19 protein-coding genes are annotated in these 20,799 nt (G+C 72.2%); 12 read left to right on the forward strand and 7 right to left on the reverse strand.

Annotated elements, in window-relative coordinates; all coding sequences use genetic code 11:
- Nucleotides 1–9 precede the first annotated feature (9 nt).
- The 7 genes from recR to ACK4UM_RS14065 all read left to right on the forward strand — a co-directional run bounded on the left by recR (nucleotide 10) and on the right by ACK4UM_RS14065 (nucleotide 7,650).
- Nucleotides 10–615 carry a recombination mediator RecR gene (recR, locus tag ACK4UM_RS14035; protein WP_409800188.1) on the forward strand — a complete coding sequence of 202 codons (606 nt, stop codon included), beginning with the start codon at nucleotides 10–12 and terminating at the stop codon, nucleotides 613–615.
- Nucleotides 616–664: 49 nt separating this feature from the next.
- Nucleotides 665–3,646 carry a bifunctional [glutamine synthetase] adenylyltransferase/[glutamine synthetase]-adenylyl-L-tyrosine phosphorylase gene (locus tag ACK4UM_RS14040; protein WP_409800191.1) on the forward strand — a complete coding sequence of 994 codons (2,982 nt, stop codon included), beginning with the start codon at nucleotides 665–667 and terminating at the stop codon, nucleotides 3,644–3,646.
- 97 nt (nucleotides 3,647–3,743) lie between these two features.
- Entirely contained in the window at nucleotides 3,744–3,911 is a 168-nt protein-coding gene (locus tag ACK4UM_RS14045) for a hypothetical protein (RefSeq protein WP_409800194.1), read from the forward strand.
- A gap of 3 nt (nucleotides 3,912–3,914) precedes the next feature.
- Nucleotides 3,915–4,649, forward strand: a complete 735-nt coding sequence (gene aztA / locus ACK4UM_RS14050; RefSeq protein WP_409800195.1) for a zinc ABC transporter ATP-binding protein AztA — start codon at nucleotides 3,915–3,917, stop codon at nucleotides 4,647–4,649.
- A 5-nt stretch (nucleotides 4,650–4,654) separates the two neighbouring features.
- Nucleotides 4,655–5,533 (forward strand): metal ABC transporter permease, encoded by an 879-nt coding sequence (locus ACK4UM_RS14055; protein WP_409800198.1) that lies wholly within the window; start codon nucleotides 4,655–4,657, stop codon nucleotides 5,531–5,533.
- 90 nt (nucleotides 5,534–5,623) lie between these two features.
- Entirely contained in the window at nucleotides 5,624–6,613 is a 990-nt protein-coding gene (locus ACK4UM_RS14060) for a metal ABC transporter solute-binding protein, Zn/Mn family (RefSeq protein WP_409800201.1), read from the forward strand.
- Nucleotides 6,614–6,684: 71 nt separating this feature from the next.
- Nucleotides 6,685–7,650, forward strand: a complete 966-nt coding sequence (locus ACK4UM_RS14065; RefSeq protein WP_409800203.1) for a CobW family GTP-binding protein — start codon at nucleotides 6,685–6,687, stop codon at nucleotides 7,648–7,650.
- 499 nt (nucleotides 7,651–8,149) lie between these two features.
- Here the strand turns inward: ACK4UM_RS14065 and rsmD are convergent, their stop codons facing one another.
- Nucleotides 8,150–8,704, reverse strand: a complete 555-nt coding sequence (gene rsmD, locus ACK4UM_RS14070; protein WP_409800206.1) for a 16S rRNA (guanine(966)-N(2))-methyltransferase RsmD — start codon at nucleotides 8,702–8,704, stop codon at nucleotides 8,150–8,152.
- Between the two features lie 6 nt (nucleotides 8,705–8,710).
- Nucleotides 8,711–10,720 carry a pseudouridine synthase gene (locus ACK4UM_RS14075; protein ID WP_409800209.1) on the reverse strand — a complete coding sequence of 670 codons (2,010 nt, stop codon included), beginning with the start codon at nucleotides 10,718–10,720 and terminating at the stop codon, nucleotides 8,711–8,713.
- Nucleotides 10,721–10,767: 47 nt separating this feature from the next.
- Between ACK4UM_RS14075 and ACK4UM_RS14080 the strand changes: the two genes are divergently transcribed.
- The gene (locus tag ACK4UM_RS14080; protein WP_409800212.1) at nucleotides 10,768–11,244 is read left to right on the forward strand and encodes a nucleoside deaminase; all 477 of its coding nucleotides are present in this window, start codon (nucleotides 10,768–10,770) and stop codon (nucleotides 11,242–11,244) included.
- Nucleotides 11,245–11,338: 94 nt separating this feature from the next.
- Nucleotides 11,339–11,611, forward strand: a complete 273-nt coding sequence (locus ACK4UM_RS14085) for a hypothetical protein (protein ID WP_409800215.1) — start codon at nucleotides 11,339–11,341, stop codon at nucleotides 11,609–11,611.
- Nucleotides 11,612–12,333: 722 nt separating this feature from the next.
- Here ACK4UM_RS14085 and ACK4UM_RS14090 read toward each other — a convergent pair.
- Nucleotides 12,334–12,732: a four-helix bundle copper-binding protein gene (locus ACK4UM_RS14090; RefSeq protein WP_409800218.1), complete on the reverse strand. Its 399-nt coding sequence runs from the start codon at nucleotides 12,730–12,732 to the stop codon at nucleotides 12,334–12,336.
- Between the two features lie 146 nt (nucleotides 12,733–12,878).
- Here ACK4UM_RS14090 and ACK4UM_RS14095 point away from each other — a divergent pair, with 146 nt between their 5' ends.
- On the forward strand, nucleotides 12,879–13,925 hold the full coding sequence (locus tag ACK4UM_RS14095) for a YeeE/YedE family protein (RefSeq protein WP_409800221.1): 1,047 nt from the start codon (nucleotides 12,879–12,881) through the stop codon (nucleotides 13,923–13,925).
- A gap of 166 nt (nucleotides 13,926–14,091) precedes the next feature.
- Here the strand turns inward: ACK4UM_RS14095 and ACK4UM_RS14100 are convergent, their stop codons facing one another.
- The 3 genes from ACK4UM_RS14100 to erpA all read right to left on the reverse strand — a co-directional run bounded on the left by ACK4UM_RS14100 (nucleotide 14,092) and on the right by erpA (nucleotide 16,011).
- On the reverse strand, nucleotides 14,092–14,859 hold the full coding sequence (locus ACK4UM_RS14100; RefSeq protein WP_409800224.1) for an N-acetylmuramoyl-L-alanine amidase: 768 nt from the start codon (nucleotides 14,857–14,859) through the stop codon (nucleotides 14,092–14,094).
- The gene (locus tag ACK4UM_RS14105) at nucleotides 14,856–15,611 is read right to left on the reverse strand and encodes a TerB family tellurite resistance protein (RefSeq protein ID WP_409800227.1); all 756 of its coding nucleotides are present in this window, start codon (nucleotides 15,609–15,611) and stop codon (nucleotides 14,856–14,858) included. Before ACK4UM_RS14105 ends, ACK4UM_RS14100 begins: the two co-directional genes overlap by 4 nt.
- Before the next feature lie 73 nt (nucleotides 15,612–15,684).
- Nucleotides 15,685–16,011, reverse strand: coding sequence for an iron-sulfur cluster insertion protein ErpA (erpA, locus tag ACK4UM_RS14110; protein ID WP_409800230.1), 327 nt, complete (start codon nucleotides 16,009–16,011; stop codon nucleotides 15,685–15,687).
- Between the two features lie 98 nt (nucleotides 16,012–16,109).
- Here erpA and ACK4UM_RS14115 point away from each other — a divergent pair, with 98 nt between their 5' ends.
- Both ACK4UM_RS14115 and ACK4UM_RS14120 read left to right on the forward strand, forming a co-directional pair.
- Nucleotides 16,110–17,318, forward strand: a complete 1,209-nt coding sequence (locus ACK4UM_RS14115) for a deoxyguanosinetriphosphate triphosphohydrolase (RefSeq protein WP_409800233.1) — start codon at nucleotides 16,110–16,112, stop codon at nucleotides 17,316–17,318.
- Between the two features lie 4 nt (nucleotides 17,319–17,322).
- Nucleotides 17,323–19,227 carry a bifunctional 2',3'-cyclic-nucleotide 2'-phosphodiesterase/3'-nucleotidase gene (locus ACK4UM_RS14120; protein WP_409800235.1) on the forward strand — a complete coding sequence of 635 codons (1,905 nt, stop codon included), beginning with the start codon at nucleotides 17,323–17,325 and terminating at the stop codon, nucleotides 19,225–19,227.
- A gap of 175 nt (nucleotides 19,228–19,402) precedes the next feature.
- On the opposite strand, the gene murD is transcribed toward ACK4UM_RS14120, so the two are convergent.
- The gene (murD, locus tag ACK4UM_RS14125) at nucleotides 19,403–20,785 is read right to left on the reverse strand and encodes a UDP-N-acetylmuramoyl-L-alanine--D-glutamate ligase (protein WP_409800238.1); all 1,383 of its coding nucleotides are present in this window, start codon (nucleotides 20,783–20,785) and stop codon (nucleotides 19,403–19,405) included.
- Between the last annotated feature and the right edge of the window lie 14 nt (nucleotides 20,786–20,799).

A 20,799-nucleotide genomic window follows, 5' to 3' on the forward strand; every position in this document is an offset into this window, starting at 1 on the left:
GTTCCCCCCTTGGCGCGCGGCGTCGCCGGACCCGAGATCGAGCGTCTGATCCAGCTCCTCGCGCGCCTGCCGGGCCTCGGGCCCCGCTCGGCGCGTCGGGCGGCGCTCACTCTGTTGAAGAAGCGCGAGGCCCTGCTCGGGCCGCTGGCGGAGGCGATGCGCATCGCCTCCGAACGCGTCGTCGTGTGCGCGAGCTGCGGGAACGTCGACACGTCCGACCCCTGCGCGGTCTGCACCGATGCGAGCCGCGACGGCTCGATCATCGTCGTGGTGGAGGACGTCTCGGACCTCTGGGCGCTCGAGCGCGCGGGCGCGCTGCACGCGCGCTATCACGTCCTCGGCGGCGTGCTCTCCGCGCTCGACGGAGTGCGGCCGGAGAACCTCGCGATCGACAGGCTCGTCGCCCGCGCGGCCGAGCCCGGCGTGCGGGAGGTGATCGTCGCGCTCAACGCCACGGTGGACGGCCAGACGACCGCCCATTACGTCACCGAGGCTCTGGCCCACCTCCCCGTCACCGTCACCCGCCTCGCCCACGGCGTGCCGGTGGGCGGGGAGCTCGATTATCTCGACGAGGGGACGCTTTCGGCGGCGCTGAAGCGGCGCACGGCGATGTGAGCGCGATCCGCCCATTTATCGCGCAGCCGTGCGGCGCTATCGTCGCGCCATGACCGACGCCCTCGACGCTTCCGCCTCGCGCGCCCCCCTCATCGAGCGCCTCGCCGCCGCCTGTCCGACCTGCTCGGCCAAGATCGCGCGAGCGCGGCTCGACGATCTCGTCGCCGCCGCGCGGGAGAGCGAGGCGGCGGCGGCGCTCGTGCCGCATCTCGAGGCGGGGCCGGTGCGCAACCTCGTCGGCCTGCTGTTCGAGCATTCCCCCTTCCTCACGCGCCTCGCGGCGCGCCCCGAGCGGCTCGCGCGGCTCCTCCTCGAGAGCCCGGAGGCGGGGCATGCCCGCATCGTCGCCGCCCAGCGCGACCGCGGGCTGGCGCTCGCGCGCGGCGAGATCCGGCGCGAGGAGGTGGCGCGGCTCGTGCGCCAGGCGCGGGCCGAGCACGCGCTCCTCGTCGCGCTCGCCGATATCGGGGGCGCGTGGAGCGTCGACGAGGTCGTCGCCGCGCTCTCCGATTTCGCGGACGCCTCGGTCGCGGGCTGCACGGACGTGCTCCTCGTCGAGGCCGCGCAGGCGGGCAAGCTGACGCTGCCCGATCCGGACGATCCCGGCCGCGGCACCGGCGCGGTGATCCTGGCGCTGGGCAAGCACGGCGGGCGCGAGCTCAACTATTCCTCGGACATCGACCTCGTGGTGTTCTTCGACCCCCGTTGCGCGGCGCTCTCCGAGAAGACCGAGGCGCCGCCCTTCTACAGCCGCTTCGCGCAAGGCCTCGCCAAGCTCCTGCAGGAGCGCACGGCGGACGGTTACGTCCACCGCGTCGATTACCGCCTGCGCCCCGATCCCGGCTCGACGCCGGTCGCGGTGGCGCTGCCCTCGGCCTATTCCTATTACGAGACGGTCGGCCAGAACTGGGAGCGCGCGGCGCTCATCAAGGCGCGGCCGGTGGCGGGCGACATCGCCCTCGGCGAGCGCTTCCTCGCCGAGCTCGCGCCCTTCATCTGGCGCAAATATTTCGACTTCGCCGCGATCGCCGACGTGCATGCGATGAAGCGCCAGATCCACGCCGTGCGCGGCCATGCGGAGATCGCGGTCGCGGGCCACGACATCAAGCTCGGGCGCGGCGGCATCCGCGAAATCGAGTTCTTCGTGCAGACCCAGCAGCTCGTCTTCGGCGGCCGCAGGCCCTCTCTGCGCGGGCGCCGCACGCTCGACATGCTCGCCGAACTCGAGGCCGAGGGCTGGATCGACGCGCGCGCCCGCGACGAACTCGCCGAGGCCTATCGCTTCCTGCGCGGCATCGAGCACCGCATCCAGATGGTCGCCGACGAGCAGACGCAGCGCCTGCCCGCCGATCCCGACCAGCTCAAGGGCTTCGCCCGCTTCTGCGGCTACAAGAACGTGAAGGCCTTCTCGACCGCCCTCGTGCGTCAGGCGACGCGGGTGCAGGCCCATTACGCGCTCCTGTTCGAGGAGGGGCCGGACCTCGCGGTGGAGGCGGGCAGCCTCGTCTTCACCGGCGCCGAGGACGACCCCGAGACGCTCCGCACGCTGCGCAAGCTTGGCTTTCGCGAGCCCGAGAAGACCGCCGAGACCGTGCGCGGCTGGCATTTCGGGCGCCGCCCCGCGGTGACGAGCGCGCGCGCCCGGGAGGTGCTCACCGAGCTCACCCCCGCGCTGCTCGCCGCGCTCGGCGGCACAGCGGACCCGGACGGAGCGCTCGCGCGGCTCGACGAGGCCTTCGGCCGGATCAAGGCCGCGGTCGAGCTGATGACGATCCTCCTGAACAACGAGCGGCTCCTCCTCCTCTTCGCCGATCTCCTGGGCACCGCCCCGCGCCTCGCCGACACGGTCGCGCGGCGTCCGCACGTGCTCGATGCGGTGATCGATCCCGCCTTCGGGGATGCGGTCGTCGACGAGGCGGCCGTGCTCGCGCAGGTGCGCAGCGCGATCGGGCGCCCGGCGAGCTACGAGGATTTCCTCGACCGCGCCCGCGACGCCGCCCGCCAGACGACCTTCGTGACGGGCGCGCGCATGTTGTCGGGCGTGTTCTCGCCCGAGCGCGCGGGGCGCGCCTATGCCGCGATCGCGCAGGCGATCGTGCAGGTCTCGCTCGACGAGGTGCGGGGGCAGTTCGAGGCCGATTACGGCTGCGTGCCGGGGGCGCGGATCGCGGTGCTCGGCCTCGGCCGGCTCGGCACGCGCGAGATGACGGCGACGTCGGATCTCGACCTCGTCGTCCTCTACGATTACGACCCGGAGAACCGCGAGAGCGACGGCGCGCGCAAAGTGGACGCGACCGTCTACCACAACCGCCTCGCCCAGCGCCTCGTCTCCGCCCTGACGGCGCCGACGCGGCGGGGCGCGCTCTACGAGGTCGATCTCAGGCTGCGCCCGTCCGGCGGCAAGGGCCCGGTCGCGACCCAGTTCCGCGGCTTCCTGCCCTACCAGACGACCGAGGCGGAGCTGTGGGAGCACATGGCGCTCACCCGCGCGCGGGTGGTGGCGGGCGACGCCGATTTCGCGCCCGCCGTCGAGGCGGCGATCGCGCAGGTGGTTCGCCTTCCCCGCGACCCCGCCCGCGTCGCCCGCGAGGTCCTGTCCATGCGACGCCTGATCGCGCAGGAGAAGGGCGAGGACGATCCCTGGGACATCAAGCTCGCCGCGGGCGGGTTGACCGATCTCGACTTCCTCGCCCAGGCCTTCGTCCTCTCCGGCGCCGCCGACGATCCGGGCTATGTCGGGCTCTCGCCGGGGGACGCGCTCGCGCGTGCGGGCGCCGCCGGGCGCCTCGCCCCCGAGGAGGCGGAGCGCCTCGTTACCGCGCAGAGCCTGTTCAACAAGGTCTTCCACTGGCAGCGGCTGACGGTCGAGGGGCGCTTCGACCCCAAACGCGCGCCGGCCGCCATCCTGCGCCGTCTCGCCGCCGAAGCCGGCCTGCCGGACGCCAAACGCCTCGCGGCCGAACTCGCCGAGACCCGCGCCGCCGTGCGGGAGATCTTCACGCGCACGCTCGAGGCGATGGCGGGCGGGTGACGGGGGAGGGGAGGGGTTCGACGCGGATCGGCCCTTGCGCGACGGGGCGCAGGTGCCTACTTCCGCCATGGCTCGAAATGTAATATCAGAACGTCCGATGTCGCCCGCGCCCCACCATCACGGTCACGAGCACGCGCCGCGCCCCCGCGCGGCGGCGCCGACCCTGTCGCTGCTGCGGATGTCGGCGGGCATGCGGCTCGCGGGCGCGAGCGCGATCGTGCTCCTCGTCTGGCTCGCGATCCTCGCGACGGTGCGGGTGATCTGAGCGATGAGCGCGCCTGCGATCCGCTTCGAGGACGTGACGCTCGGCTATGGCCGCAGCCCCGCCGTGCATCATCTCGAGGGCGTCATCGAGCCGGGCAGCCTCACGGCCATCGTGGGGCCGAACGGGGCGGGCAAATCGACGCTGCTCAAGGGGATCGTCGGGTCGCTCAAGCCGCTCGCGGGGCGCATCTCCTGCCCGCCGAAGGCGCGCATCGCCTATCTTCCCCAGGCCTCCGAACTCGACCGCTCCTTCCCGATCGCCGTCTACGACCTCGTGGCGATGGGCCTGTGGGGTCGCGCCGGCCTGTTCGGCGGCATCGGCCGCGGCGATCGCGGGCGCATCGAGGCGGCGATCGCGGCGGTCGGGCTCACGGGCTTCGAGCGCCGCGCGATCGGCACGCTCTCGGGCGGGCAGATGCAGCGCGCGCTCTTCGCGCGCCTCCTCCTGCAGGACGCGTCTCTCATCCTCCTCGACGAGCCCTTCACCGCAATCGACGCCAAGACGACGGCGGATCTCCTCGATCTCGTGCGTCGCTGGCACGACGAGGCGCGCACCGTCGTCACCGTCCTGCACGACATGGACATGGTGCGCCGCGCCTTCCCGAAGACGCTCCTCATCGCCCGCGAGATGATCGCCCACGGCGAGACCGACGCGGTGCTCGCGCCCGACAACCTCCTGCGCGCGCGCCGCATGGTCGAGGCGGCGGACGATCGCGCGCCCGTCTGCGCGCGGGCCTGACGGCGATGGCGTTCTCGCCCTACGAGATCCTGCTCGCGCCCTTCGTGGAATTCGAGTTCATGCGCCGCGCCCTCGTCGGCGCCGCCGCGCTGGCGCTCGGGGCCGGGCCGATCGGCGTGTTCCTGATGCTGCGGCGCATGTCGCTGACCGGCGACGCGATGGCCCATGCGATCCTGCCGGGCGCGGCGATCGGCTTTCTCGTCGCGGGCTTCTCGCTGCCGGCGATGACCTTCGGCGGCTTCGTCGCGGGCGTCGCGGTGGCGCTCGCCTCGGGGCTCGTCGCGCGCGCGACGCTCCTCAAGGAGGACGCCTCGCTCGCGGCCTTCTACCTTCTCTCCCTCGCGCTCGGCGTCACCATCGTCTCGATGCGCGGCTCGAACGTCGATCTGATGCACGTCCTCTTCGGCACGGTGCTGGCGCTCGACGACGCCGCGCTGTTCCTCATCGGCGGCATCGCGACGGTGACGCTCGTGGCGCTCGCGCTCCTGTTCCGGCCGCTCGTGCTCGAATGCGTCGATCCCGTCTATCTCGCCTCGGTGAGCCGGGCGGGGCCGGTGGTGCATCTCGTCTTTCTCGTGCTCGTCGTGTCGAACCTCGTCGGCGGCTTCCAGGCGCTCGGCACGCTGCTCGCGGTCGGCCTGATGATGCTGCCCGCCGCGACCGCGCGCTTCTGGACGAGCGACGTGACCGGCATGATCGCCGTCGCGACGGGGACCGGCATGGTCTCGGGGGCCGCGGGCCTCCTCCTGTCCTACCATCTCGAACTGCCCGCCGGACCTGCGATCATCCTCGTCGCCGGAGGGGCCTATCTCGGCTCCCTCCTGCTCGGGCCCCAAGGCGGGCTCCTGCGGCTCGCCTTCCCGGGCCGCCATCTCGAAGCCTGACGTTTCTGCGAAAGACACCGAAAGGGGAGAACCATGCTCACGAGACGCAATGTTGTAACATTCTTTTCCTCGGCGGCGATCGCCCTGTCCATGGCTCTGCCGGCGCGCGCCGCCGAGCCGGTCCCGGTCGTCGCGACCTTCTCGATCCTGGGCGATCTCGTCCGCAACGTCGGCGGCGACCGGATCGCGCTGACCACCCTCGTCGGCCCGGACGGCGACGGCCACGTCTATTCGCCGACCCCCGCCGACGCGCGTCGCGTCGCGCAGGCCCGCCTCGTCGTCAAGAACGGGCTCGATTTCGAGGGCTGGATCGACCGGCTGATCGAGTCCTCCGGCACGCAGGCGACGATCGTCGTCGCGGCCGACGGCATCGACGAGCTCGAGAACGAGGAGCACGAGGATCATCACGATCACGCGCACGGGCACGGGCATTCTCACGCGCACGGGCACGGCCATGCGCATGGTCACTCGCACGATCACGGGCACGCGCATGGTCATGCGCACGCCCACGCCCACGCCCACGCCCATGCGCACGATCACCACGATCACGGCCCGATCGATCCGCATGCCTGGCAGGACGTGCAAGCGGTGAAGGTCTACGTCGCCAATATCCGCGACGGGCTGATCGCGGTCGATCCAGACGGGCGCGAGGTCTACGAGGCGAACGCCGCCGCCTTCATCGAGGAGCTCGCCGCGCTCGACGCGGAGATCCGCGCGACGATCGCCGCGATCCCCGAGGACCGCCGCCTCGTCGTGACGAGCCACGACGCCTTCGCCTATTTCTCCCGCGCCTACGGGCTCGAGTTCGTGGCCCCGCAGGGCGTCTCCACCGATGCCGAGGCCACCGCCCGCGACGTGGCCAGCCTGATCACCCAGATCCGCGAGACGGGCGCTTCGGCCGTCTTCGTCGAGAACATCACCGACGAGCGCCTGGTGCGCCGCATCGCGGACGAGGCGGGCGTGCCCGTCGGCGGCACCCTGTTCTCGGACGCGCTCTCGCCTGCCGACGGCCCGGCCCCCACTTACATCGAGATGATGCGTCACAATATAAGGACGCTGAGCGCGGCGCTCGCCTCCTGAGCGCCGCCGTCCCGGCCAATATCCCTCCGGGCGCGGCCTCGCGCCCGGCCATTCGCGGAGCCTGCGAAGAGATGTCCGAACAGAAGATTCCCGTCACCGTCCTCACCGGCTATCTCGGCGCGGGCAAGACCACGCTCCTCAACCGCATCCTGACCGAGCAGCACGGCCGCCGCTACGCGGTGATCGTCAACGAGTTCGGGGAGGTGGGCATCGACAACGACCTCGTCGTGGGCGCCGACGAGGAAGTCTTCGAGATGAACAACGGCTGCATCTGCTGCACGGTGCGCGGCGACCTGATCCGTATCATGGACGGGCTGATGAAGCGCAAGGGCCGCTTCGATGCGATCATCGTCGAGACGACGGGCCTCGCCGACCCCGCGCCCGTGGCGCAGACCTTCTTCGTCGACCAGGACGTCTCCGACAATGCCCGCCTCGACGCGGTCGTCACGGTCGCGGACGCCAAATGGCTCTCGGAGCGCCTGAAGGACGCGCCCGAGGCCAAGAACCAGATCGCCTTCGCCGACGTGATCCTCCTGAACAAGATCGATCTCGTGAGCGCCGACGAACTCGCCGAGGTCGAGGGGCGCATCCGCGCGATCAACCCCTACGCCAAGCTCCACCGCACCACGCGCTGCGCCGTCGACATCGCGCAGGTGCTCGAGCGCAACGCCTTCGACCTCGAGCGCATCATCGAGATCGAGCCCGATTTCCTCGAGCCGGGCCACCATCACCACCATGCCGACGACGTCCGCTCGATCGCGATCACGCACGAGGGCGAGCTGAACCCGGAGAAGTTCATGCCCTGGCTGTCCGACCTCACCCAGGTCGAGGGGCCCAACATCCTGCGCTGCAAGGGCATCGTCGCCTTCCCCGGCGAGCCCAAGCGCTTCGTCTTCCAGGGCGTCCACATGATGCTCGACGGGGACGTCCAGGGCGACTGGAAGCCCGGCGAGCCCCGCCGCTCGCGCGTCGTGTTCATCGGCCGCGACCTCGACGAGGCGAAGATCCGCGCGGGGTTTTCGGCCTGCGCGGCGTGAACGCCTCCGCGCAGCGTCATCCCTCCCCGTAGGGGAGGGTGGACTTTCGAGCGCAAGCGAGAAAGGCCGGGTGGGGCCCGGCGCTCGCAGATTGTCCTCCACCCGGGCCCCACCCGACCTCCAGGGATGCGGAGTTCACGCATCGTGATGCCTGCAGGGCTTCGACGCGAACGGGACGCTCCCTCTCCTTCCCCTGAGATTTCGAAAATCGTTCCCCGCCCGTCATTCCGGGGCGCGAAGCGAGCCCGGAACCCAGAACCCCGACGTTGGCTCGAGCGCGCATGCGCGCTCGCTCCGCAACCCGAAACAACTGATACCTTGAAGGACGCAGCCTACAGGCTGCTCATCAGAGGTCGGGAGTCTGGGTTCCGGGCTCGCTTCGCGCCCCGGAATGACGACGTGGAGGTTCTAGGAGAAAGATTCACAAACTCTCCTTAGGGTTGCTAAGCGCAGATCACAAGGTGTGGGTCGCTTAGCCCTCCGGGGAGGGATCGGGTCCTCACCCGTAGCGCGCGAACAGCACCTGCGTGTCGCCGTAGGTGCGGCGCTCGATCTCCTCGAAGCCCGCGGGGCAGGGGAGGTCGGCGGTGGCGGCTTCCTCCACCACGCACAGCGCGCCGGGCGCGAGCCAGCCGCCGGCCGCGGCCGAGGCGAGGGCGCGGGGGGCGAGGTCGCGGGAATAGGGCGGGTCGCAGAAGACGAGATCGAACGGCGCCGTGCGCTCGGCGGCGCCGAGCCGCGTCGCGTCGCGGCGGAACACGCGCGTCACCCCGCCGAGGCCGAGCGTCTCGATGTTCTCGCGCAGGAGCCCGCGCGCCTCCGCCCCGTCGTCGACGAAGAGCGCGAAGGCCGCCCCGCGCGAGAGCGCCTCGAGCCCCATCGCGCCGGTGCCGGCGAAGAGATCGATCACCCGCGCATCGGCGATCGGGTCGTCGTAGGCATGGGCGAGGACGTTGAACAGGCTCTCGCGCAGCCGGTCCGACGTCGGCCGGATCGCATCGGATCGCGGCGCGGCGAGCGCGCGGCCGCGGAACTTGCCCCCGACGATCCGCATGGCGCCTCAGCCCCGCGGCGGGCGGCCGCGCGGGCCGCCCTTGGGACCGCCTTTGGGCCCACCCTTGGAGCCGCCCGGGCCGGGTCGACCTTTGGGGCCGCCTCCCGGACCGCTCTTGAAGCCGCCCGTACCGGGCGCGCCGCGGCCCGGCCCGGAGCGACCGGCGCGCGGCCCGTCCTCCCGCGCCCCGCTGCGAGCCGGCCGGTCGGCGCGCTCGAAGCGACCCCGCTCGCCGCGATCCCGATCGCCGAAATCGCGACCACCGAAATCCCGACCATTCCGTCCGCCGCGCTCGTCGCGCGAGAAGCGTCCGCGGGGGGCTGGCGCCTCGTCCTCGTCGCGGCGGCGGCGCGCGGGAGCCTCCTCCTTCGGGGCCGCCTTGACGCGCTCGACGAGGACGCGGCCCTTCCTGGCCTCGATCGCGCCGACGCGCTCGCGCTTCTTCTCGCCGGCCGCGGCGCGCTCGGCGCGCGGATCGGCGGCGCGGCGGGCGCGGCTCTTCGGCGCCGCCTCGTCGGCACCGGCCTCGTCGTCCGCGCGCCAGACGCGGCCCTTCGGCTTGTCCCAGAACGGACGCTTCTTTTCCTCGGCCTTCGCGGAGGGCGCCGGAGCGCTCGCCTGGCCCGCCTCGCGAAGCCGCATGCGCGCGACGATCCGCGCCTTGCGCTCGGCCGCGACCGGCTCGCGCACGGGGCCTTCGAAATCGACGTTCGCCTCCTCCGCGAGCGCCTTGCCGAGCTGGTCGGCGAGAACGCGCGTGCGCACCTCCTCGACCTGCCCCTCCTTGAGCTCGCCGAGCTGGAAGGGGCCGAAGGACGTGCGGATCAGCCGGTTGACGGTGAGCCCGAGATGTTCGAGCACCCGCTTCACCTCGCGGTTCTTGCCCTCGCGCAGGCCGAGCGTGATCCAGGTATTGTCGCCCTGCACCCGGTCGATGCGCGCTTCCATCGGACCGTATTCCATGCCCTCGACGACGACGCCCTCGCGCAGCTTGTCGAGCCGGTCCTGGGTGATGTCGCCGTAGGCGCGCACGCGATAGCGGCGCAGCCAGCCGGTCTCGGGATGGGCGACGACGCGCGCGAGGCCCCCGTCGTTCGTCAGGAGGAGCAGGCCCTCCGTGTTGATGTCGAGCCGGCCGATGGCGACGACGCGCGGCATCTCCTCGGGCAGATCGTCGAAGACGGTGGGGCGTCCCTCCGGATCGCGCGCCGTCGTCACCCGCCCGCGCGGCTTGTGGTAGAGCCACAGCCGGGTGCGCTCGCGCTCGGGCAGGGGCTCGCCGTCGACGAGGATGCGATCGGCGGGGGTCACGTTGAGGGCGGGCGAGGTGATCACGCTGCCGTTGACGCTCACGCGGCCCGCTTCGATCATCGCCTCCGCGTCGCGCCGGGAGGCGACGCCCGCGCGCGCCATCGTCTTGGCGATGCGCTCGGCCTCGGAATGCTCGCGCGGGGCGCCGTCGCGCTTCGGCCGCGGGGCGCGGGGGAGGGGAGCGCGCCGCTCCTGCCGCTCGCCTCCCTGCCGCTCGCCTCCCCGCCGCTCCTGCCACTCGCGCCGCTCGCCGCGCGGCCCGCCCTCGCCGAACCGCTCGGATCGCGGTTTGGCGCCGATGCGCGGGGCGGGGCGCTCGCTCGCCTTGCGGAAGGGCTTGCCGGCGGCTTTGGCGAAGGCGGGCTTGTCGCCGAAGCGGCCGCGCGGACGCTCGCCGCCCTCGCGCGCGCTCCACGGCGCCCGGTCCCCGGCATCGCGGCCGAAACCCTCGCGAGTGCCTCGGCCGGGTCCCTTGCCGAAGCTTTTTCCGGATCCGCCCTTCCCCTGCCCCTTGCCGAAAGAGCGGCCCCCGTCCTCGCGGGAATCGCGGTCGCGGGGGCGGTCCTCGCCGCGATCGGCCGAGCGGGGCAGGCCCTTGCGGGGGCCGGCACCGTCGCGGGAGGCTCCGCCGCCTCTGGGGCCGCGTGCCGCGTCCGATCCGCGCGAGGGGCGGGAGCGGGTCTTGTCGTCTGTGGTCTTGCGCATGCGGGCCTGATAGCACTTCGCCGGACGGGATGCGAGAGGTTCGCGCGATGGCGGGCGTGCAGAAAAGCGGGGGCGGGCCGGCGCGCGGCGGCTTCATGGAGCGCGCGCTCGACGAGGCGCGGGCGGCCGGCGCACGCGGGGAGGTGCCGATCGGCGCGGTCGTGGTGCGCGAGGGCGTCGTCCTCGCCGCCGACGGCAACCGCACGCGCGAACGGGCCGACCCCACCGCCCACGCCGAGATCCTCGCGATCCGCCAGGCCTCGCGCGCGCTCGGCGACGAGCGGCTGACGGGCTGCGACCTCTACGTGACGCTCGAGCCCTGCGCGATGTGCGCGGCGGCGATCTCGTTCGCGCGCATCCGCCGGCTCTATTACGCGGCCTCCGACCCGAAAGGGGGCGGGGTGGAGCATGGCGGTCGCTTCTATTCGCAGCCGACCTGCCACCATGTTCCGGAGGTCTATTCCGGCATCGGCGAGAGCGCGTCGGCGGAGCTCTTGCGCGACTTCTTCCGCGCGCGCCGTTGATCTCGCGCCGCGCGCGGCTCGACTTCGCTTGCATTCGCGGGCGCGAGGCTCTACCTCCCGGATCTGGCATCGACACGGAACGAGGGGACGCGAGGTGGGCGAGACGCGCACGAGCAGCACCGGCAAGGGCGGGGTCGGCAAGGACGGCGCCGGCCGGAGCGGCGTCGGGACGACCAAGATCAGCCTGATGATCCTCATCGCCGTGCAGGTCTTCGGCGTGGCCTTCGCCGCCGGCTGGGCGATCGCCGGCATCTTCCAGCTCGGGGAGACGGTCGGCTACGTGCTGATGGGGCTCTTCTCCGCGATCGGGATCTATCTCGTCTACGCCTTCTGGAAGAAGGCGCCGGACGTCCGCGAGCAGGGGTGAGCCATCCCTCCCCGTAGGGCTAGGGAGTGCACACGTCGCTGTCTTTGCAGCGCGATCGACGTCGACGAAGGCCGCTCTTGTCCTTCCCCCTTGGGGGAAGGTGGCTCCGAGCGAAGCTCGGAGACGGATGGGGGTCGTCGAGGCGGCACCGATACGCCAGGTTCTGCACCACCCCCACCCCCCCCCCCCCCCCCCAGGGGGGGGGAGACCGTCGAGCCCTTCGCGAACGCCGAGATCTCCAAGGAATCGATCGGAAGAGATGTGTGAACCTCGTAGCCCGTAGGGGAGGGTGGATCGTGGAGCGGCAGCGACACGAGCCGGGCGGGGCCCAGGGGGGGACCATGCGACGCGCGTCGTGCCCCACCCGACCTCCGTCGGCTTCGCCTCGGAGGCCACACTCCCCCTGATGGGCTACGGAGTGCACACATCGCCGTTCCCGCATGCGTTCGGCGGAAACGGTCGACTTCCTTGCTGGAAGGTCCCAAACCTACCCACCGCCGTCATTCCGGGGCGCGAAGCGAGCCCGGAACCCAGACTCCCGACGCCGGATCGAGCGCGCATGCGCGCTCGTTGCACGACTTCACGCCTCGGATGCGTCGAGGGACGCAGCCTATAGGCTGCTCATCATAGGTCGTGATTCTGGGTTCCGGGCTCGCTTCGCGCCCCGGAATGACGGCGCCGAAATGACAACAAAGAACTGGCGAGCTATCTCGACCGAGGTCTCACATCTCCTTGCGCGCCTCGCGGCAGGCGGCTTCGCAGCGGCGGCAGGCGTCGGCGCAGAGCTTGCAGTGCTCGTGATGGTCCGCGTGGCGGGCGCATTCCTCGGCGCAGATCCGGCACGCCGTGGCGCAGGCGTCGAGCGCGGCGGCCAGCACCTCGACGTTCGATCCCGTCCGGCGGCTCGCGAGGCGGCCCGTCGCGAGGCACAGATCGGCGCAATCGAGATCGAGCCGGATGCATTGCCGCAACTGTGCGACCATGTCCTCGGCGAGGCAGGCGTCGGCGCAAGCCGTGCAGGCCTGGGCGCAGGCATAGGCCGCCTCGATGCAATGGATCAGCGCCTCGCTCGCGCGACCGGCGACATCGGGATGGCTGCGGATCATGGGGCCTGCGAGCATCGCGTCCTCCTCTCGTTCGGCTCGCCGGGAAAGCGCGCGCGGGCGATCGGGTTCCCGAAAGCGCATGCTCCTTGGGCGTCTGGCGGATTGATCCGCCGCGACTGGGCTGCGAAGATGCGCCGGCTTCTGGGCGTCGCGGGTGCGTCATGGTCGAGTTTCTCGCCGCCAATCTCGTCCGGGCCGGGCTCGGATTCCTCGCCGGGATGGCGCTCGGCTACGTCGCCCGGCGCGGGCGCTTCTGCACGCTCGGCGCGATCGAGGACGCGGTCTACGCGAAGGACACGCGCCGCCTGCAGGCGTGGGCGCTCGCGATCGGCGTCGCGATGGCCGGCCTCCTCGCCCTCGTCCACCTCGCCGATCTCGATCTCGCGCGCACCATCTACGTGACCCCGCGGGTCGATCTCGCCGGGGCGGTCGTCGGCGGGCTCCTGTTCGGGCTCGGCATGGCGCTCGTCGGGACCTGCGGCTTCGGGATGCTGCTGCGGCTCGGCGGCGGGGACCTGAAGGCGCTGCTCGGCTTCCTCGTGCTCGGCATCTCGGCCCTGATGGCTTTGCGCGGCCTCACGGGGATCGTGCGCGTCGCCCTCTTCGAGCCGCTCGTCCTCGACCTTGCGCCCGCGCCCGCGCAGACGCTGCCGGCCCTGCTCGGCCTCGACGGCAGCGCGGCGATCGCGCTGACGCTCGCGGTCGCGGGAGGCTTCGCGGCTCTTGCGCTCGCGAGCGCGACCTTGCGAGGAAGCCCGAAGCTGCTCTGGACGGGCTTCGGAATCGGCGCGCTGGTGGCCGCGGGCTTCGCGGTGACGGGGGTGATCGGCTTCGACGAATTCGACACCCGTCGCGTCGAGAGCTTCACCTTCGTCGCGCCGCTCGGCGAGACGATCCTCTACGCCGCGCTCGCCTCGGCCTATGCGGTGGACTTCCCCGTCGGCGCGACGCTCGGCGTGATCGCGGGCGCCTTCCTCGCCGCACGAGTGGGCCGCGAGTTCTATTGGGAGGCGCCGGACGACGCGCGCGAGCTCAAGCGCCACGTGCTCGGCGGCTTCCTCATGGGAACGGGGGGCGTCGCCGCGATGGGCTGCACGATCGGCCAGGGCGTGAGCGGCGTCGCGACCCTCTCCATCGCCTCCTTCGCCGCCATCGCCGCGATCTTCGCCGGCGCCCGGGTGGGGCTGTATTGGCTGGTGGAGCGCTGAGGGGAGGGGGGAATCCCTTCCCGAAGGGGAGGGTGGCCCCTGGAGCGGAGCGACAGGGGTCGGGTGGGGCCCGACGCCTGAAGAATGGTCTCGACCCCGGGCCCTGTCTCGCTGCGCTCGACAGTCCACCCTCCCCTACGGGGAGGGAGGTTTCGGGGAGGGATCGTTACGCCGACGGCCGGCTCGCGATCAGGTCGCGCAGGGTGGTGATCGTGGAGGCGTCGGCGACGCCGTCAACGCGGGTGCGGCGGAAATGGCGCTGGAAGGCCTCCACCACCCCGTGCGTCTCCTCGCCGAAGATCCCGTCGATCGACAGGCCGTAGCCGTAGAGCGCGAGCATCGCCTGCAGCGCCTCGACGGGCGGCCCCTCGTCGCCGCGCTGGAAGAAGCGGCCGTCGCGGATCGGCGCCTCGGGCACGAGATGGCCGATCCCCGCCGCGAAGAGCCGCTCCCAGGGGAAGATCTCGCCGGGATCGCGCTTGCGCCGCGGGGCGACGTCGGAATGGGCGAGCACGCGATGGGGCGCGATGGAATGGCGCGCGCCGAGGTCGCGCACGAGGGCGATGACGGCCTCGATCTGCGCCTCCGGATAGGGCGCGATGGCGCCGGCCGCGTCGTGGCCGGGATGAGCGATCTCGATGCCGAGGGAGACGGAATTGACGTCGCGCTCGCCGGCCCAGGAGGAGACCCCCGCATGCCAGGCGCGGCGGCCCTCGGGCACGAGCTGGAGCACGCGGCCGTCCTCGAAGACGAAGTAGTGGCAGGACACTTCCGAGACCGGATTGCACAGCCATTGCAGCGCCTGGCCCGTGTCCGGCATGCCGGTGTAATGCAGGAGCACCATGTCCGCCCGCTTGCCCTCCTTGCGCTCGCCGTGATTGGGCGAGGGGAAGACCTTCGCGGCGACGGGGCTTTCCGGCGTGGGGTGATTCATGAGGCGGCTTTCGGCGAGCGGCCGCGCTCGGCGCGGATGCGCTCGTAGGCGGCGTTGACGGCGGCGAGGCGACGGGTCGCGATGGCGATCGCTTCCGGCGGCAGGCCGTGGGCGATGGCGCGGTCGGGATGGTGCTCGGCCACGAGGCGGCGCCAGGCCTGCTTGAGGGCGGCGTCGTCGACGTCTCGCGCGACGCCGAGCACCGCGTATGGGTCGTCGGCGAGGCGCACGTGACGGGCGGCGATCGTCTCGAAGCGTGCCTCGTCGAAGCCGAAGGCCGTGCCGACGCCCTGGAGGAAGCGATATTCCTTCTCGTGGACGGCGCCGTCCGCGGCGGCGATCAGGAAGAGGCCGTCGAGCACGTTCTCGAGCATCGCGGGCTCGTCGCGGAAGAGCTGGCCGAGCTGGCGGGCATAGGCCTCGTAGCCCTCGCTCGTGCGGGAGGCGAGATCGAAGAGCGCGTCGATCTTGGCGCGCTCGCTCTCCTCGACCGTGACGATGCGCCGAAAGGCCTCGATCTCGACCGCGAGCACGACGCCGTCGGCCTTCGCCATCTTGGCGGCGAGCGCGACGAGGCCGGTGGTGAAGACGACCTCGCGCGGGGCCGGGCGCATCAGGGCGCCCTCGGCGTCGACGAGCCAATGGCCGGCGACCGCGCCGATGAGCGCGCCGAGCGGCCCGCCGACGAGAAAGCCGATCCCGGCTCCGCCGACCTTGCCGCCCAATCCGCCGAGCTTGTCGAAGAGTGCCATCGCCCCGCCTCGTCCCGCGGCAGGAGGGGTAGCGCAGCCGCGGGCGCCTGTCACCCGTGCGGGAACGGCCTCGTCAGATCGTGAAGCTCACCCCGCAGCCGCAGGAGGCGGTGGCGTGCGGATTCTCGATCTTGAAGGACTGGCCGATCAGGTCGTCGACGAAATCGATCACCGATCCGTCCATGTATTGCAGCGACATCTCGTCGACGAGCACGCCGGCGCCGTCCTTCTCGAAGACGCGGTCGTCCTCGGCGCGGCTCGAATCGACGTTGAAATTGTACTGGAAGCCCGAGCAGCCGCCGCCCTCGACGCTGATGCGCAGCATCGAGCCGGGCGGCTCGCCCGTCATGATCTCCGCGATGCGCTTGGCCGCGCGCTCGGTGATGGTGATGGCGGTCATCGTCCGGGACATCCTCGCCGCAATCGATCCTTGCCAACAGGCACGAGGCGAAGGTAAGTCGTCCGGGCCGTCGTCGCAATGGGAGAGGAAGGCGCATCGTGCACGGGGACAGGTGGCGCGCCGCTTATGCCTGCGACCCGGCCGCGAGCCGCGGGCGCCAATTCCCCGCGAGCGCCTCGCCGACGCGCTCCGAGTTCCAGCGCGACCGCGACCGCATCATTCATTCCTCCGCCTTCCGCCGCCTCAAGCACAAGACGCAGGTCTTCGTCTTCCACGAGGGCGACCATTTCCGCACGCGGCTCACGCACACGATCGAGGTGAGCCAGATCGCCCGCGCCATCGCCCGCGCGCTGGGGCTCGACGAGGATCTCGCGGAGGCGCTCGCGCTCTCGCACGATCTCGGCCACACGCCCTTCGGCCATACCGGCGAGGACGCGCTCGACGCCTGCATGGCCGGGCACGGCGGTTTCGACCACAATGCGCAGGCGCTGCGCGTCGTCACCGCGCTCGAGCGCCGCTATGCCGAGCACGACGGGCTCAACCTCACCTGGGAGACGCTCGAGGGCATCGTCAAGCACAACGGCCCGCTGGTCGATGCCGCCGGCGCGCCGCTGCCGCGCTACGCCGCCCACGGCGTGCCCCGCGCGATCCTCGAATTCGACGCGGCCTACGGGCTCGATCTCGCGAGCTACGCCTCCGGGGAGGCGCAGGCGGCGGCGGTGGCCGACGACATCGCCTACGACGCCCACGACATCGACGACGGCCTGCGTGCGGGCTTCTTCGCGCTCGAGGACCTGCGCGCCGTGCCGATGCTCGCCGACATCCTCGCCGAGGTCGATGCCCGCCACCCTGGCCTCGAGACCTCCCGGCGCATCCACGAGGTGACGCGCCGCGTCATCACCCGCCTCGTCGAGGACGTGATCCGCGAGAGCGAGCGGCGGATCGCGGACGCGGCGCCGCGCTCGGCCGACGACGTGCGCCGCGCCGGACGCGCGCTCGTCGGCTTCTCCGAGGGCATGGCGGCGGCCGAGGCTCAGATCAAGGGCTTCCTCTACCCCAACATGTATCGCCACAAGCGCATCGCCGCCGTGCGCGCGGATGCGGACCGGGTGGTGCGCGATCTCTTCGCGCGGCTTTCGGCGGAGCCGGACCTGATGCCCGCCGAATGGCGGGAGGGGCTCGCGGGGGCGGGCGCGGGCAAGATCGCCCGGCGCGTCGCCGATTACATCGCCGGCATGACCGATCGCTACGCCCTCGAGGAGCACCGGCGGCTGTTCCCCGCGACGCCCGCTTTGCGGCTCTCCTGACGCGATGGCGACCCTGCGCCTCATCGCGACGTCGGATCTCCACGCGAGCGTGCGGCCGTTCGATTATTTCGCCGACGCGCCGAGCCGCGGCCCCAACCTCGCCGCCGCCGCGGTCGCGATCGAGGCGGCACGGGCGGGGGCCGATCTCGCGCTCCTCCTCGACAACGGGGACCTCCTGCAAGGCGCGCCGCTCGGCGATTGCGTCGCTGCGCAAGGATTGCGCGAGGGCGGCGTCCATCCGGTGATCGCGGCCTTGAACGCGCTCGCCTTCGACGCCGCGACGCTCGGCAATCACGAGTTCAATTACGGTCTCGACCCGCTCGGCGACGCGCTCGCCGGCGCCGCCTATCCCGTCGTGTGCGCGAACGTGTTCCGTTGCGACGGGCGGCCCTATCGCGAGACGGGGGTGATCCTCGAGCGCAGCCTCGCGATCGACGGCGCGGCGCGCACGATCCGGATCGGCGTGACCGGCATCGTGCCGCCGCAGATCGAGAATTGGGACCGCGCCCACCTCGCCGAGCGCCTCGTGGCGGAGGACGCGGTCGATTCGCTCGCCCGCGAGGTGCCGCGGCTGCGCGCGGCGGGCGCGGACATCGTCGTCGTGCTCTGTCATTCAGGCATCGAGGCGGGGCCGCGGCACGGGGGCGAGGAGAACGTCGCGCTCCACGTGGCGCAGATCCCCGGCATCGACGCGATCGTCGCCGGCCATCTCCACCGCATCTTTCCCGGCGGGGTGGAGTTCGAGGGGATGGAGGGCGTCGACAACGCGGCCGGGCGGCTCGCGGGCGTGCCGGCGGTGATGGCGGGCTTCCACGGCTCCCATCTCGGCCTCATCGATCTCGACCTCGCCCTCGTGGACGGCGCGGTCCGCGTCGTCGGCGCGCGCGTGGAGGCACGGCCTGTCCCGCCGCTCGACCTCGCCGATCCGCCCGCACCCGCCCGGCTCGTGCTCGCCGCGACGGAAACCGCGCATGCGGCGAGCCTCGCCTACGTCCGCCGCCCGGTCGGCGCCTCGACGGCGCCCCTGACGACCGCCTTCGCGGCTCTGGGGCAGGACCAGGCGCTCGCCCTCGTCGCCGCCGCGCAGGCGGATTTCGTCGCGCGCGAGCTCGCCGGCCGCCCGGAGGTCGCGCTCCCGCTCCTCTCCGCCGCCGCCCCCTTCGCCGCGGGCGGGCGCGGCGGGCCCCGCGCCTATGTCGACATCCCTGCCGGGCCGCTCGCGATGCGCGACGTCGCGGCGCTCTATCCCTATCCGAACGCGGTCTGCGCGGTGCGGCTCACGGGCGCGGAATTGCGCGAATGGCTCGAGCGGGCGGCGGGGTTCTTCGCGCATGTCGACCCGACCTCGCGCGCGCCGCAGCCGCTTCTCGCGCCGGGCTTCCCCTCCTACCATTTCGACATGGTGGCGGGCGTGACCTACGCGATCGACGCGACGGTGCCCGCCCGCTACGACCGCGACGGCGATCTCGTCGACCGCCAGGCCCGGCGCATCCGCGATCTCGCACACGAGGGGCGCCCGGTGCGCGACGACGACGCGTTCCTCGTCGCGACGAACACCTACCGGGCCGGCGGGGGAGGGCGCTTTTGCGGCGGGCGGCTCGAGACGGTCTTCGCCTCGACCGCCCTCGTGCGCGACGTGCTCGCCGATTACGTGAGCGCGGCGAGCCCGATCGCGCCCACCGAGCGCCTCTCCTGGCGGCTCCTGCCCTGGCCGGAGACCTGCGACGTCCGCTTCGCCACCGCCCCCGACGCCGCGCCGCTGGTGCCCGAGGGCGTGCGGCTCGAGGATCTGGGGCTCGACGCGGAGGGGTTTCGCGTCTACCGCGTGCGGATCGCGGCGGACGATCGAACCGGGGAGGGCACCTCGAGGGTGTCATCCCGGACGCCGAAGGCGATCCGGGACCCATAACCGCGACGATCGGATCGCAGCCTATAGGCTGCGTGTCTTCGATGCTCGCGCGGCGCGGTCGAGGCCGCGAGCGCGACATGCGCGCTCGACCGAGGGTCGCGGTTATGGGTCCCGGGTCCGCTTCGCGGCCCGGGATGACACCCATAGAGCGTGTATCGCGCCTTAATTCGCACCCTCAGAGCGCGGTCACCAGCGCCTTGAAGCGCTCGCCGCGCTCCTCGAAATTCGCGAACTGGTCGTAGGACGCGCAAGCGGGCGAGAACAGGACCACCTCGTCGCGTCCGCTCGCCGCCGCGTCCGCGGCCGCGCGCGACACCGCGACGTCGAGCGTGCCGCAGATCTCGTGGGGCACGCGATCGCCGAGGGTCGCGGCGAAATCCTGCGCGGCGGTGCCGATGAGATAGGCCTTGGCGATGCGCGGGAAGAGCGGCGCGAGCGAGGCGATCCCGCCCTCCTTCGGCTTGCCGCCGAGGATGATGTGCACGCGCTCGTAGGACGACAGCGCGACCTCGGTCGATTGCGCGTTCGTCGCCTTCGAATCGTTGACGAACGACACCCGCCCGCGTCGCCCCGCGATCTCCATGCGGTGCGGCAGGCCGGGGAAGGTCTTCGCGGCTGCCGCGATCGCCTCCGGCGGCGCGCCGGCGAGCCAGGCGGCGGCGCAGGCGAAGGCGGCGTTCTGGGCGTTGTGGCGCCCGCGCAGGGTTTCGATCCCGGTCAGATCGGCGAGGACGAGCGCCTCCTCCGCGCGCTCGCCGGCATTGCGGGCGCGAATCAGGGGGCCGTCCGCGTAGAAGCCCCACGGCCGCTCGCCCGCGGCGGAGACGGGGTAGACGTCGGCGCCCTCGCGCTCGGAGAGCCGCTTGCCGATGGCATTCGTGAGCGCGTCGTCGACGCCGACGAGCGCCGTGCCCGCGCCCGCGACGAGCCGCTCCTTGATCGCGGCATAGGCGTCGAGCGTGCCGTGGCGGTCGAGATGGTCGGGCGTGATGTTGATCAGGCAGCCGATCGTCGGATCGAGGGAGGGCGTGAGGTCGATCTGGAAGGAGGAGACCTCCACCACGTGGACGCGCTCCTCGGAGGGCGGCGGCAGCGAGAGGATCGCGGTCCCGATATTGCCGCCCATGCACACCTCGAAGCCCGCCTCGCGCAGGATGTGGGCGAGGAGCGCGGTGGTGGTCGACTTGCCGTTCGTGCCGGTGATCGCGAGAAAGGGCGCGTCCGGTGCGATCGCGCGGCGCTCGCGGCAGAAGAGCTCGACGTCGCCGATGACCTCGATCCCCGCGGCCTTCGCCAGCTCGACGCTCCAGTGCGGCGCGGGATGGGTGAGGGGCACGCCGGGCGACAGGACGAGCGCCGCGAAATCCGACCAATCGGCCTCGGCGAGATCGACGATCGCGATGCCCGCCGCCTCCGCCGCGGCGCGCCGGGCGGGCGCGTCGTCGAAGGCGCAAACCCGCGCGCCGCCCGCCGCGAGCGCGAGCGCGGTCGCGAGCCCCGAGCCGCCGAGCCCGAACAGGGCGACGGTGCGGCCTTTGAAGGTGGTGACAGGGGTCATGAGCGCCGTCCCCC

This window comes from Salinarimonas sp. (assembly GCF_046292825.1).
In the GTDB taxonomy this organism is placed as follows: domain Bacteria; phylum Pseudomonadota; class Alphaproteobacteria; order Rhizobiales; family Beijerinckiaceae; genus Salinarimonas.